The sequence below is a fragment of the Streptococcus macacae NCTC 11558 genome (assembly GCF_000187995.2).
Classification (GTDB): domain Bacteria; phylum Bacillota; class Bacilli; order Lactobacillales; family Streptococcaceae; genus Streptococcus; species Streptococcus macacae.
The window spans coordinates 995,958-1,009,953 of sequence record NZ_AEUW02000001.1 but is presented as its reverse complement, the minus strand read 5'-3'; the positions used below and the strand labels follow the sequence as shown (position 1 = coordinate 1,009,953).

Here is a 13,996-nt window from a genome sequence, read left to right as displayed (position 1 = left end):
GAGACCTTAGACTCAAATCTTAGGCATGGAATTCCAAAGGAAGCCGCTGCCGTCCGTATCACCCAAGGAAAGTCTCAAAAGAAGATTTTAGCTTCAGTCTGATAGTCCACAGGAAATTCTAGGCTGATTAAAGTCAACAGAAATTCTTCCAACCCCTCACGTCTTATAAATAATTCAAAAAAATCAAACGAGGCCAAGGATTTTGGTCCCAATCTCAGACTACTTTGTTAAAAAAGCAAAAGAGATTTGAGCTGATCTTAACATCAGCGATCTCTTTTGCTTTTTTTCTTTAAAATAAATTGAAAATTCCTTGAAGGTAGCTGAGAAGCAGACTGGCATAATTTTTGTCAGACTGGCTATTCTTGATTTCTTTCTTAAGACCAGTCAGGTTATCTGTAATAATACCATTAACTCCCATCAATAGCATTCTTGATATGGCTGCTTCTTCATTGACAGTCCAAGCATAAACTTTTTTATGATTGCTCAGCAGTTTAAGCATGAAATTTTGATCTAAAGAAGAATATTCCATCGTATAACCATTGGCTTTGGTTCTTGGAAAGATTGTATTGTAGGGAAGTATGAAATAAGCGACAAGAGATTTATCATACTTTTTGACATCATTAATAACACGATAATCTAAAGAATGAATGTGATGTTTGTGATTTTTAATTTGTTTAGCGTATTTTTTAAGGAAGCGAGCCGTCATATTTTTTGAGTCACGAGATGATGTTTTGATTTCAATAAGTAATTTTTGCCCCAATTGATTTGCTCTAGCGAGATAAGCATCAAAGCTGGTCATTTTTGCTGCATGTCCGTTTTCGGAGACCATCATTTGCTTGAGTTGTTTGAGGGTGAAGTCATGACTTGTTCCATCAACACCAGTCAAGTTAAAGAGATTTGAATCGTGCATCATAACGAATTGTTTATCAGCTGTTTCCTGTATATCTATTTCAATGAAGTCAGGTTTCAATCGGCTTGTTTTTTCCAAGGATTGCAGTGTGTTTTGGACACCATTTTCATTGTTGACACCTCGATGTGAGATAGTAAGGGGTAAGTTTTGAAAAGGATAGCTTAAATAAACAAAACCATTGAATGCAAAAATCGCAGCAAAAAAGAGCAGAATACCTAATTGAAAACGTCGGCGTAATCTTTTATTATAATTGGGCAAGTGGCTATCTGTCAGTAAGGAAACAAATTTAACTAAAAAGAATGCGATACTGATATAATAAGCAAATGTCATAACAACAAAATTCAAAATAGCAAAAATAAAAGAAAGACTATCTGGCAGATCATCTGCTAGAAGCTGAATAAAATAAGCAGAAAAAGCAAACAAAAGAAAAATGCTAACTGCTTGGATGATCAAAAAGAATAGACGAAAAAGAGAAATCAAAGTTTTCTTTTTTGTCTGCTGCCAGCTGAATTTGACTGCCTGTCTGACAGACCAATGGTCAAAATAGATTTTGGGGAGAGCATACATCAAACGACTGGCCAGCAGAAAAAAGATACCAGTAAGCGTTAAAATAAGGCCGCCCAATAGATACTGATTGCTGAGATAATCCCAGATAAACTGAGGAACAAGAAGCTTATTGAGGTAGTAAACATTGAGAACACGTTTGAGAAAAGGCAGGAGAATAGAAGCATAAAGGAGCAGAAAAAAAGCTTTTCCAAGGCTAATATGCCAGACAACAGTTAAAAATTCCTGCCAGGTGGCTTTAATAAACTGGCTCAATGTTTTGGGTCTTTGAGCTAAAAGTTGGTGAACTCCTGAAAACAGAAAACCAATTTGCAAGTAGGAAATCATAATATTAAAGACAAAAAGTAAGATGAAGGCAGCTGTTACCCACCAATGGCGCGTAAAAACGGAAACGATATTATTGGGTGAGAGATAAAGATAGCCTGTCAAGGCTAAAAGATGTTCAGAAATCCAAGAATTAATAGGAACCCAGATATATTCTATAGCAATAAAGAGGCTGAAGAACAAAAATAATATCTTATCTAAATTATAGTAGAGTTTTTGAAATTCTAGTTTTAAGCGATTCACTGATTTCTCCTTAAAAAATGATAATTTATTTTAACATAATCTTTACAAGAAATGTCAGTCAGCATTAACCTAAATGGCTTTTTTAAAAAGAAAATAGCGTTTGATTTTCATGAGACTTACTGATATAATAGAAGTTGTCAGAAAATACAGACATTAATTAGAAGAGGAATTTTTTATGACTAAACATATCCATTGGGATGGCAGTCTTTCACAAGAAGGCTTTGAAACTGTTAAAGAAGAAGGCGGCGTTATTGTCTGTCCAACCAAGGTCGGCTACATTATCATGACCTCAGATAAAAAAGGCTTAGAACGTAAGTTTGAAGCTAAAAAACGTCATCGCAATAAACCAGGGGTTGTTTTGTGCGGCAGTATGGAAGAGTTACGTGAACTAGCCCAATTAACACCAGAAATTGATGCCTTTTATCAGAAGCACTGGGATGAAGATATCCTGCTTGGCTGCATTTTGCCTTGGAAACCAGAAGCTTATGAGAAATTAAAAGCTTATGGTGACGGTCGTGAAGAATTGATGACTGATGTTCGCGGTACTTCTTGTTTTGTCATTAAATTTGGTGTGGCAGGTGAGCAAATTGCCAAAGAAATGTGGGAAAAAGAAGGCCGTATGGTCTATGCTTCTTCTGCCAATCCATCAGGTAAAGGCAATCGCGGTAAAGTTGAAGGTATTGGTGAGCGCATCGAATCAATGGTTGACCTTGTTATTGAAGCTGATGATTATGTGGCTTCTATTCAGCCGGATAAGACTGTTGAAACGCGCTATGAACAAGGTGTTATGGTTTCAATGGTAGATGCAGACGGCAAATTAATTCCTGAACAAGGCCAAGGCAGCCGTTCGGTAGAACCATGTCCAGTTGTTATCCGTAAGGGACTTGATATTGATAAAATCATGATGCATTTATCAGATCATTTCAATTCATGGAATTACCGCCAGGGTGAATATTATTAAAACGGCCTGTTCTTTTAGGACATTAGGACAGTTTATCTATAGCCTAAAATCACTCGATAAGAGTGATTTTTTGCTATAATGACACTAGAATGATTAAAAGGATAGGTGAATAGAAAGATGGCAAAAGCCTTATCAGAAATGACTTTGGAAGAACTCTGGCAGTTATTTCCCATTTTTCTTGTCCAGCACAAAGAAGAGTGGAACCATTGGTATCAGGAAGAAGAAAAACGGCTTTTGCAGCTGTTGCCAAGTAAAAGCATCAAAAGAATTTCTCATATTGGCAGCACAGCTATTTCTAACATCTGGGCTAAAAATATTGTTGATATGCTATTAGAAGTTTCTAAAGATCTAGATTTACAATATTGCAAAGGGCAGCTGCTAAATGCCGGATATTTGCTCATGTCTGAAGAGAAGAATCGGATGTCTTTTAATAAGGGTTATACAGAAGCTGGCTTTGCCAAAAAAGTTTTTCATCTCCACCTACGTTATCAGGGAGATCATGATGAACTTTATTTTAGAGATTATTTAAGAGAGCATCCAAAAGTTGCTAAAAAATATGAAGTTTTAAAACTAGCTTTATGGCAAAAATATGAACATCATCGTGATGCTTATACGGATGCTAAGACTGATTTCATTAAGAAGTATACGCAAAAAGCCAAAGAAAATTATAAAGGGAGATATAAGTGATGATCATTTTAATCATTATTTTAGCAGCAGCTCTAGCCTTGCTTTGGGGCTTACTTAACTATCTCGTTCGTCAATCAAAACATCCATCAGGTTTTGTAGGACAACTGATGATGAAAATATGGAATAAGGCTTATCTGCCTATGGCTAAGTGGAGTCTGTCTTTACTCCCTAACAGGTCTTATCAAACGATATTAGATATCGGTGTTGGCAATGGCGCTTCAACAGCTTATCTGCAGAGGCTTTTTCCAAATAGTCAAATCAAGGGAATTGATATTTCAAAGGACGCTATCGCTCAGGCTCAGCAGCATTACGGACAAGATAGGCTTACTTTTGAAGTGATGGATGTGGGCCAGATATCATATCCTGATCAAACCTTTGATCTTGTCTGTGCTTTTCAGACACATTTTCATTGGCCGGATTTGAGACACTCTTTATTAGAAATCAAGCGTGTGCTGGCAGACGATGGACGGCTCATCATAGCTTGCGAGCAAAGCAAAATCAAGTATTATTTACCAAACTTAAAAGAAAGAGAAGATTTTGCCAACTATTTGGATAAAATAGGCCTGCAGCTGCAGGATTATCGGCAGCAGGCAGCTTGGCTTTGTTATGTGGTTGTAAAACAGTAGTTGCTAACTAAAATATTTTGTGTCAGAAGATGAAGGTCTGTTCTTTGCTTTTAGCCTCTTAAATAACTTGTTTATTTTTCGGAAGTCATTCACTTTGTTTTAGGGTATAATAATAAAAATTGATGAACGAGGAGACTATAATGATAGAAAATGAACAGCTAAAAGAGCGTTATTATCAGGCTTTGCTGGAACGAGATGCGCAGTTTGACGGGATTTTCTTTGCGGCCATTAAGTCAACAGGGATTTTTTGCCACGCGACCTGCCGGGCCAGAAAGCCTAAGTTTGAAAACTGTGATTTTTACGAAAAGGCAGAAGAAGCGCTTCTGGCTGGTTATCGGCCATGCAAAATCTGTCAGCCTCTATCTTACCCGCATCATATTCCTGAAGAAGTTAGAATGCTCATAACAGCTGTAGAAGCCGATCCTGAGAAGCGGTGGAAGGAGGAAGATTTCAAGAGGCTGGGCATCCATTCGGCGACTGCTAGGCGAAAATTCAAAGAAGTTTACGATATGACCTTTGTTCAGTATGCGCGTGCCCGGCGGATGGGTCTGGCTTTTAAGAATATTGAGGATGGTCAGACAGTCATTGAGCAACAGCTGGCTATGGGCTATCAGTCATCTAGTGGTTTCAATGACGCCTTTAGCCGTATTATGGGAAATCCAGCGAAAAAAACGACTATTAAAGTGCTGACAGCTGCTTTTATCGCGACACCAATTGGACGAATGCTGGCTTTGGCGGACGAGGATTCTCTCTATCTCTTGGAATTTGACAATCGGCGAGGACTGGAAAGAGAAATTGAGCGGCTGCGCAGCAAACTGAATGCAAGAATTATCCACGGAACCAATCCTCTTTTACAGCAATTGGAAAAAGAGCTAGCTGCTTATTTTTCTGGAACTTTTGCAGGTTTTACCATTCCTCTGTATTTGAATGGCTCGGCCTTTCAGCAAGCCGTTTGGGAACTGCTTCAGAAGATTCCGCTTGGGGAAACACTTACCTATAAAGATTTGGCTCTAGCACTGGGTGATGCCAATAAGGTCAGAGCTGTCGGCAATGCCAACGGAGCCAATCAGATTGCTATTTTGATTCCTTGCCACCGCGTTATTGCTAGTGATGGAAGTTTGGGCGGTTATGGCGGCGGAATGGAGCGCAAAAAATATCTGCTGGAACTGGAGAAAAGAATTAAAAAACCTTACAGGAAGGAAAATTCATGAAAACCTTATTCTTATGCTCTTATTTTGCAGGAGTGCAGCCTTTATTTGAAAAATTTGCAGAGCAGCATGAGTTGGAAAAGAAAGTCCTTTTCCTTCCTACAGCTGGAAATGTCGAAGAGTACAGGGACTATATTGATGAAGGCAGGGCTGTTTTTGCTGATTTACAATTTGAAGTTGCCCTGCTGGATATAGCAGAAGTGACAGAGGCTGTGGCGAGAGAAAAGATTACTCAAACGCCTTGCCTCTACATTTCAGGCGGCAATACCTTCTATCTTTTGCAGGAATTAAAGCGAAAAAATTTGCTGTCCCTAATTCGTGAACGAATTAATCAGGGGATGGTTTATATTGGTGAATCAGCTGGTGCCATTATTGCCTCCAGTGATATTTCTTACAACCAAATTATGGATGATAAGCATTTGGCACCTGATTTGACGGATGATGCTGCCTTAGGTCTGGTTGATTTTTCTGTCCTGCCGCATTGGGGCGAATTTCCTTTTGAGGAGACCGCTGAGCAGACAGCTGCTGTCTATGAAGGACAGCTCAAACTGCTTAAATTAACTAATCAACAAGCTGTTTTGGTGGACGATGATAACTATGCAGCAGAAAACAGTTAGTAGCGGGCTGGGGTATTTTTACCACGCTTTTTAACAGAAATAGATTTGTTTAATAAACCTTCCTTGCTTGAAAAGCAGGGATTTTCTTTTAGCATACATTTTGAGAGGTTTTTTGTTATAATAGTCTTATGCAAAATCAAGAAAAAATTTCAGCTTATCAAATTTTACTGGATCAAGCGCAGTCCATGTTTGCCAATGAAACCAACGCTTTAGCCAATTTGGCCAATGCCGCAGCTATGCTGAATACAACACTTCCCAACTCAGTCTTTGCAGGATTTTATCTTTTTGATGGAAGAGAGCTTGTCCTAGGACCTTTTCAAGGCGGTGTGTCTTGTGTCCGCATTAAGCTTGGTCAGGGGGTCTGCGGTCAGGCAGCAGCAGAAAAGAAAACCATTATTGTAGGAGATGTTACCAAGCACAACAACTACATCTCCTGTGATTCAGCTGCCATGAGTGAAATTGTTGTGCCTATACTAAAGGATGGACAGCTCATTGGTGTGCTGGATTTAGATTCGCAGTTGACAGAAGACTATGATAGGGCTGATCAAAACTATTTAGAACAGTTTGTGGCTATTTTGTTGAAAAAAACAAACTGGCATTTTGACATGTTTGGAGTGAAAAACTAATGTACCAAGCGCTTTATCGAAAATACCGCAGTCAGACTTTTGATGAAATGGTGGGACAGGAAATTGCAGCGACAACCTTAAAACAGGCAGTTGCTTCAGGGAAAATCAGCCACGCCTATCTTTTTTCAGGACCTAGGGGAACAGGAAAAACCAGTGCGGCTAAGATTTTTGCCAAAGCCATGAACTGTCCCAATCAGCTAGATGGTGAGCCCTGCAATAACTGTGATATCTGCAGGGATATCACAAACGGCAGTTTAGAGGATGTCATTGAAATTGACGCAGCTTCCAATAACGGTGTTGATGAAATCCGAGAAATTCGTGACAAGTCAACCTATGCTCCCAGCCGTGCTAACTACAAAGTGTATATTATTGACGAAGTCCATATGCTCTCAACAGGAGCTTTTAATGCTCTGTTAAAAACGCTTGAAGAACCGACAGAAAATGTCGTTTTTATCTTAGCAACAACAGAGCTGCATAAAATTCCAGCCACCATTTTATCACGTGTTCAGCGTTTTGAATTTAAGGCGATTAAGACAGCAGCTATTAGCCAGCATTTAGCTGATATTCTCCAAAAAGAAGGTATCTCTTTTGATGACGCAGCTTTGCGTTTAATTGCCAAACAGGCAGAAGGCGGTATGCGCGATGCTTTATCTATCTTAGATCAAACTCTAAGCTTGACTGGCGATCATGAACTTTCCTTGGAGATGGCTGAAGAAATGACAGGCAGTATCAGCTTAAAAGCTTTAGATACCTATGTCAGCCATCTTCTTAAAAATGAAGCTCAAGAGGCACTGGCAGATTTAGAAATGATCTTTGACAGCGGCAAAAGCATGAATCGTTTTGCAGCAGATTTGCTAAACTATCTGCGGGATCTTTTGGTAGTTCAGTCTGGCGGTGAAAATACCCATCAGGCAGAGCTGTTTACAGAAAATCTTGCATTTCCGCAAGATAGGCTGTTTGATATGATTGAGCGTATTACAAAGAGTCTGCCTGAAATTAAAAATGGGACTCATCCTAAGATTTATGCTGAAATGATGACTATTCAGCTGAGCCGCAGAGAAGATTCTCCTTCTAAGGAATTGCCGGAAAAATGGGCTCAGGAAATCCAGAATCTACAGGCGGAAATCCAAGATTTGAAAGAGCAGCTAGCTGCTCTTTCAAAAGGTCAAAAGACAAGTGTAGCAGCAAAGCCAAAAAGAAACAGCCATCGCTACAAGGTAGACAAAGACAAGGTGATGACCATCATGCAGGAGACTGTAGCAGACAGCCAAAAATCAAGGGAATATTTAGAAGCTCTTAAGAGTTCCTGGAATGAAATTTTAGAGAGTATCTCTGCTCAGGATCGTGCTTTGCTGATGGGTTCTGAACCTGTTCTTGCCAATAGTGAAAATGCTATTTTGGCATTTGATGCAGCCTTTAATGCCGAACAGGCTATGAAACGCTCAGACCTCAATGATATGTTTGGCAATATCATGAGTCAGGCATCTGGTTTTTCCCCTAATATCATGGCGGTTCCGCGGGCAGAATTTAATGCTATCCGCAGTGAATTTGCCAATAGTCTAAAAACAAATAAAAGCAGCAATCAGGCAGACGAAACAAAAGCAGAACAAGATTTGATACCAGAAGGGTTTGACTTTTTGGCTGATAAAATTACAGTAGAAGAAGAATAAAAGGAACAGCTAAAGACTATTAATCAAAATAAAACTTTAGCTGTTCCTTTATATCTAGTCCTAAGGTTTGTTTCAGAGTTTCTAGACAGTAACTTTTGAGGGCTGCACTTGAGAAAACTCACAAAAGCTGAAAATTTATTTTCTAGTTTCTTTTGGATACATTTGATACAATAGAAATATGAAAAAGCAAGATTTTACTATTTTCTTGATCATAACAGTCATTGAAACCATTTTGTTTAATAATGCTGTTTTTGCAGCAGATCTTTTTATGGCAGGATTCTGGGGTTTTCTTCTCATCCGAAATCTGCGTAAGATCTATATAGTGGATAAATGGACACGTATCATATTAGCGGCTACCAAGAAGAAAGACTGATCTCACCGCTATTAAGGACTTTTTCCTGTCCGTTTTCCAATTGGACGATGAGCTGTCCGGTATCTGTAATATCTGCAGCAATCCCCTTATAAACCTGATCGTTTTCAACGAAAGTCACTTGTCTGTTTAAGACAAGTGATTTTTCTTTGTAAACCTTAATAAGATCGTCTTTTGGAGTCCGGAAAAAGATGTTCCAGATCTCAGAGATGAGCTGATTGCGCGTGATGGTCGGTTTTCCAGAAAAAATACTGCTTGCCTTGCTTTGCAATTCCTCAGGAAAGTCAGTGACATGAAAATTAATGCCCATACCAATGATGACGTCTGTAATCAAGCCTGTTTCAACAGAAGACATGGCTTCGGTTAAAATACCAGCCACCTTTTTGCCATCCAGATAGATATCATTGACCCACTTGATCTCAGCTTCAATACCAGTTAAGCGAGAAATGGCTTTAACCACGCTGGTAGCTGCCATCAGTGTATAAGAAGGGAGCTGTTTAAAGGGCAATTGAGGCTGCAAATGCAAGGACATGTAAATGCCTCCAGACTCAGGAGTAAAAAAAGGCCGGCTAAAGCGCCCTCTGGCAGCTGTTTGACAAGGAGCAAGGTAAAGAGCCGGACTAGGATTTCCTTTTTCAATGCCAGCTTTAGCATCTAACTGTGTTGAAGAGCTTTTCGTGTTGAAAAAGACCTTAATACCAGTTGTTTGTTCAATGATGTCCGGTAAAAAGAGATCACCTGAAAGCAAGCGGTAGCCGCGATTCTTGACAGATTCAATGGCCAGTCCCTTCTTTTCCAAAGTCTGAATCGCCTTCCAAACAGCCGTCCGAGAAATGGACAGCTCCTCCCCCAGAACCTTACCTGTCACAAAATCATCCTTCTGTGCCAGCATTTGATAAATTGCCTCATACGTTTTCATAACCCAACCTCAGCCACTAACGAATTTCTCACTGTTATTGTAGCATAAAAAAGAAAGAAAAAATAAAAAGAGAAATTTAAGTAGATGAATAGGAAAGTATGAAGAACACTAACTGAAGCAGAAGAGACAAAACATATTTGAAAAAAAGCAAAGGCAAAGAAGCTATTTTAAAGTGTTTAATCTGTAATAATTATGTAATCTTTTTGAAATAGTGATATAATAATGGTTGTGAATGTTTACAAATTTAAAACTAATAGATAAAGAGAGCAGACAAAATAACAAAGTCTAAAATGTCTACAAGGTGGAATATTTTTAAGAAAGTAAAAAAGTGAAGTTATGAAAAAGACTATAATTGACTTAACGCAAATACAATTTCTAGATTCTGATAAACCACTATTTAATGGAGAACAATTAGAATTAAGCAGTAACAATTTTATTTTTGCTAGAAATGGTTCTGGGAAATCAACTTTAAGTGATGCTATTATATCCCAAAAATCTCTTGATTTGATGTTCAGGTATTTAAAGGATTTGAACAACTTGTAGGTGAAAACGAAAATTTAAATGCTTTTTTATCAATTATTGAGATGAAAAAATAAGAGGAGATAAAAATGGAAGATATTTTAAAATCATTAGTTACATTGGGTGGATTTGGATTTTTTAATTATAAAGTTTTCTTTTCAATTACAGATTTTGATAGTGGAAGCAGTGCAGACAAACACTATTTCATCGCACTTATGTCATCATTTAATTATTTTATATACTTAATAATCAATAGTTTTTGTAGTAATATTATTTTGTCAATAATGATTACTATATTAATATCTTTTGCTATAACATTAATTCTACCTTTAATTTTTAAAGTCTATTATTGGTTTGTAAATTTTATGCGAAGAAAAAATCATTTACCAAAACTTAGCAATGAAAAAATCAGTGATAAGGTTTTTAATGATGAAGATAATAACAATTGCTTTATTTTTAATTTTGAAGGACATCTGATTTCTAAAGGAGTTATCGGAGGAATGAGTGGTGAGAATGAAGAGTTTTCTTATATAATTTTTCCTTTTATAAAAGATAATGACGAAAGCATAATAGAAACTGAGGCTGAGCTATTTGAGTATTTAAATGATAAAAAAATTCAGGCTACAATTTATTTGAACTTTGAAAAAAAAATAAAAGTTATTTTCTATCAGTAGTTTTAGGATGTTTTACTTTATCTGGAACAGATTTAAGCTTACTTGTTTGACTATTTTTAATATCAGCAGTATCTTTAGTTTTCCAATTATTTAATTTCTTCATTTTTAACCTCTTTAACCTCATCTAAATAAGTAGGATAAATATTCCTTGAGTATTTTATTTGTGGTTTATACATTAATTTGGATAATCTAATTATAATTTTATTGTAACATAGAGTCAAGTTATTATATTTTGCACATATGCTTTTTATTTTCTGAAAGCTAATATAAATAATAAGTAGTGATATTAATAAATATTATATGAAATTATATTAATTATTTTAGTAATGAAATACAAGTTTCTTTGATTAATGATTAATAGTGTTGCTAAATATTTTTTAAAATTTAAAAAATTATTTGAATACATTCCCCTTGTTTATTATGTACGATGATTTATTGTGAGATGTTCTGAATAAAAAGTTAAATATTGGATTAAATCAATAAAAGTATCATCAGCAATTATTTTGTTCAATTACAGAGGAAAATTGATGAATACCAAAAGTTTATAAAGGAGTTTAGCTAAGTGATTAATTTTTCAGATTTAATGACAACAATCATAGGAGCATTTATAGGCGGTTTATTTTCTATTTGGGTTGTAAGACTTCAATTAAAATCAAGAGAAAAAGAAAGGGAGGCTAAACAAGCTTCTAAAATTGCAGCCTGGTTAACAGGTGTATCAAATTCAAATGACCAATCTAAAAATTGTTTTATTAGATATAATTTAATTATTAATAACAGTTCTAATTTACCTATATATAATGTATTAGTTTTAGCATTAAGTAATAAAAGATATCTTCATTTTCAAAATATTAAATATTGGGATTATAATCTTATCAATTATTATCCATTTTTAGCACCAGGGGAAAAAATAGATTCAATAAAGACTTATGGGAGTGGTTTTAGTGAGTATCCTATGGTATCAATATTATTTACTGATACTAATATGAGACATTGGTATCGTAATCAAATGGGAAAATTAACTCAATTAAATGCCCAAGAATACGATAAACTAGTTAAAAATTTAAGTTACAGACCACCCCTCTAAAAAATTTTCTCCTCTTAAGTTTCTTTTAAGAAACTTGTCTTATACTATAGTCATCCTAGAAATAGGACTCCTAAAACTTTTCTTTTTCATAATCTCCTAAAAAATCTCAATCCTTGTGGGTTGGGGTTTTTCTTTTTTATGCTGTAACAGCAAGACCAGTAGCTTTAGATCGAGATTTAATTAATAAAACTGGTTTTGCTGTTTTGGGGAAAATAACGCGCTAAAGATGAGATAGCAGTATCTTAAATTCATACAAATACTTTATTTTGTTTTATTTTTAGAATAGATTAGTAAAACTTAAGAAATAAAAAATTAAGTTTTCTTTAAGTCTCTTGCTTTATACTATAATCATTCTAGCAATAGATGTTCCCCTAATATAAAAATACTATTGCTAGCTAGTCGTAAGTGACTAGTATAAAAAACTTTTCTTTTTCATAAATCTCCTGAAAACCTCGGTTCTGCTGAATCGGGGTTTTCGTTTTGTCTAGGTATGCCATCTGCTCCTTATTAAAAGTAAAAGGAGATGAAAAAATGTTTAGGCTTGCTTTGTGATATTGATAAATTTTATAATCGGCCATAAAAAATTCCTATAGAAATTTCCTAGCTATTTACTGAAAAGATGGTACAATGATAGAGTTAATGAGTCCCGAAAAGGCATCTTTGTGTTTGTCGTAACGATTTTCTTAAAAAACCTATTTTTATCTTATGATTTTAAGCTCAGAGATGGTACTTTGTAACTTTTTAACACTTATTTTATTAAAAGGGGGACATTTATATGTCAGAACGTAAACTTTTCACATCTGAATCTGTATCTGAGGGACATCCTGATAAGATTGCCGATCAGATCTCCGATGCTATTTTAGATGCCATTTTAGAGCAGGATCCTGAAGCTCATGTAGCAGCTGAAACAGCTGTCTATACTGGGTCTGTGCATGTTTTTGGTGAAATTTCAACGACTGCTTATGTGGATATCAATCGTGTTGTGCGTGATACCATTTCAGAAATTGGTTATACCGATACGGCTTATGGTTTTTCAGCAGAAACGGTCGGTGTACACCCGTCATTGGTGGAGCAATCTCCTGATATTGCGCAGGGCGTTAATGAAGCTCTTGAGGTTCGCGGCAATAGTGAGCAGGATGATCTTGATTTGATTGGGGCTGGAGATCAAGGGCTTATGTTTGGCTTTGCTGTTGATGAAACGCCAGAGCTGATGCCTCTTCCTATTTCACTTTCTCACAAGCTGGTTAAGCGCTTGGCAGAACTGCGTAAATCAGGTGAGCTGTCTTACCTTCGTCCGGATGCTAAGAGTCAGGTTACGGTGGAATATGATGAAAATGATCAGCCTATTCGCATAGATACAGTTGTTATTTCAACACAGCATAATCCAGAAGTAAGCAATGAAGAGATCCATCATGATGTGATTGAAAAAGTCATCAAGACGGTTATTCCAGCTAAATATCTTGATGACAAAACGAAATATTATATCAATCCAACAGGACGTTTTGTTATCGGCGGTCCGCAAGGAGACTCTGGTTTAACTGGCCGTAAGATTATTGTAGATACTTATGGCGGTTATGCACGTCATGGCGGCGGTGCCTTTTCTGGTAAGGATGCCACTAAGGTTGACCGTTCAGCTTCTTATGCAGCCCGTTACATTGCAAAAAATATTGTCGCTGCCGGTTTGGCTAAAAAGGCTGAGGTGCAATTGGCCTATGCTATTGGAGTAGCTCAGCCGGTTTCTGTCCGTGTTGATACTTTTGGGACGGCCAAAGTTCCTGAGACTGCTTTAGAAGCTGCTGTACGGCAAGTCTTTGATCTTCGCCCGGCAGGCATTATCAAAATGCTTGATCTTAAACGGCCTATCTATCGTCAGACAGCTGCTTACGGACATGTTGGACGTACCGACATTGACCTGCCTTGGGAAAAGCTGGACAAAGTTCAGGATCTTCAAAAAGCTTTAGAAGGTTAAGAAAAATAAATAAAAGAAAGAGTGG

14 protein-coding genes are annotated in these 13,996 nt (G+C 36.8%); 12 read left to right on the top strand and 2 right to left on the bottom strand.

The features are described from left to right. Positions 1-289: 289 nt before the first annotated feature. Complete coding sequence (locus STRMA_RS04770) at positions 290-2,041, bottom strand: glycerophosphodiester phosphodiesterase (protein ID WP_003078819.1); 1,752 nt, start codon at positions 2,039-2,041, stop codon at positions 290-292. Between the two features lie 175 nt (positions 2,042-2,216). On the opposite strand from STRMA_RS04770, the gene STRMA_RS04765 reads away from it, so the two are divergent. The 8 genes from STRMA_RS04765 to STRMA_RS04730 all read left to right on the top strand — a co-directional run bounded on the left by STRMA_RS04765 (position 2,217) and on the right by STRMA_RS04730 (position 8,809). Further along, on the top strand, positions 2,217-3,002 hold the full coding sequence (locus STRMA_RS04765; RefSeq protein ID WP_003080566.1) for an L-threonylcarbamoyladenylate synthase: 786 nt from the start codon (positions 2,217-2,219) through the stop codon (positions 3,000-3,002). A gap of 117 nt (positions 3,003-3,119) precedes the next feature. Further along, the gene (locus STRMA_RS04760) at positions 3,120-3,689 is read left to right on the top strand and encodes a GrpB family protein (RefSeq protein WP_003079177.1); all 570 of its coding nucleotides are present in this window, start codon (positions 3,120-3,122) and stop codon (positions 3,687-3,689) included. After that, complete coding sequence (locus STRMA_RS04755) at positions 3,689-4,315, top strand: class I SAM-dependent methyltransferase (RefSeq protein ID WP_003082102.1); 627 nt, start codon at positions 3,689-3,691, stop codon at positions 4,313-4,315. Before STRMA_RS04760 ends, STRMA_RS04755 begins: the two co-directional genes overlap by 1 nt. Positions 4,316-4,455: 140 nt before the next feature. Continuing rightward, positions 4,456-5,526 carry a bifunctional transcriptional activator/DNA repair enzyme AdaA gene (locus STRMA_RS04750; RefSeq protein WP_003080269.1) on the top strand — a complete coding sequence of 357 codons (1,071 nt, stop codon included), beginning with the start codon at positions 4,456-4,458 and terminating at the stop codon, positions 5,524-5,526. After that, the gene (locus STRMA_RS04745; RefSeq protein ID WP_003079497.1) at positions 5,523-6,140 is read left to right on the top strand and encodes a Type 1 glutamine amidotransferase-like domain-containing protein; all 618 of its coding nucleotides are present in this window, start codon (positions 5,523-5,525) and stop codon (positions 6,138-6,140) included. Before STRMA_RS04750 ends, STRMA_RS04745 begins: the two co-directional genes overlap by 4 nt. A 128-nt stretch (positions 6,141-6,268) precedes the next feature. Continuing rightward, positions 6,269-6,766, top strand: a complete 498-nt coding sequence (locus STRMA_RS04740; RefSeq protein ID WP_003081938.1) for a GAF domain-containing protein — start codon at positions 6,269-6,271, stop codon at positions 6,764-6,766. After that, positions 6,766-8,436, top strand: a complete 1,671-nt coding sequence (dnaX, locus tag STRMA_RS04735) for a DNA polymerase III subunit gamma/tau (protein WP_003079520.1) — start codon at positions 6,766-6,768, stop codon at positions 8,434-8,436. The genes STRMA_RS04740 and dnaX overlap by 1 nt, the downstream gene beginning before the upstream one ends. Positions 8,437-8,614: 178 nt before the next feature. Then, on the top strand, positions 8,615-8,809 hold the full coding sequence (locus tag STRMA_RS04730) for a DUF3272 family protein (RefSeq protein ID WP_003081381.1): 195 nt from the start codon (positions 8,615-8,617) through the stop codon (positions 8,807-8,809). Here the strand turns inward: STRMA_RS04730 and birA are convergent. Then, the gene (gene birA, locus STRMA_RS04725; RefSeq protein ID WP_003079269.1) at positions 8,790-9,725 is read right to left on the bottom strand and encodes a bifunctional biotin--[acetyl-CoA-carboxylase] ligase/biotin operon repressor BirA; all 936 of its coding nucleotides are present in this window, start codon (positions 9,723-9,725) and stop codon (positions 8,790-8,792) included. The genes STRMA_RS04730 and birA overlap by 20 nt on opposite strands. 336 nt (positions 9,726-10,061) lie before the next feature. On the opposite strand from birA, the gene STRMA_RS04720 reads away from it, so the two are divergent. The 4 genes from STRMA_RS04720 to metK all read left to right on the top strand — a co-directional run bounded on the left by STRMA_RS04720 (position 10,062) and on the right by metK (position 13,971). Further along, positions 10,062-10,268, top strand: a complete 207-nt coding sequence (locus STRMA_RS04720; protein WP_003080219.1) for a hypothetical protein — start codon at positions 10,062-10,064, stop codon at positions 10,266-10,268. Positions 10,269-10,333: 65 nt separating this feature from the next. Next, a complete protein-coding gene (locus STRMA_RS04715) occupies positions 10,334-10,918 on the top strand; it encodes a hypothetical protein (RefSeq protein WP_003079668.1) in 585 nt (194 codons plus the stop codon). 562 nt (positions 10,919-11,480) lie between these two features. Beyond that, positions 11,481-12,002 (top strand): hypothetical protein, encoded by a 522-nt coding sequence (locus STRMA_RS04710; protein WP_003082341.1) that lies wholly within the window; start codon positions 11,481-11,483, stop codon positions 12,000-12,002. A gap of 775 nt (positions 12,003-12,777) precedes the next feature. Next, positions 12,778-13,971, top strand: coding sequence for a methionine adenosyltransferase (gene metK / locus STRMA_RS04700; RefSeq protein ID WP_003080044.1), 1,194 nt, complete (start codon positions 12,778-12,780; stop codon positions 13,969-13,971). Positions 13,972-13,996: the final 25 nt, after the last annotated feature.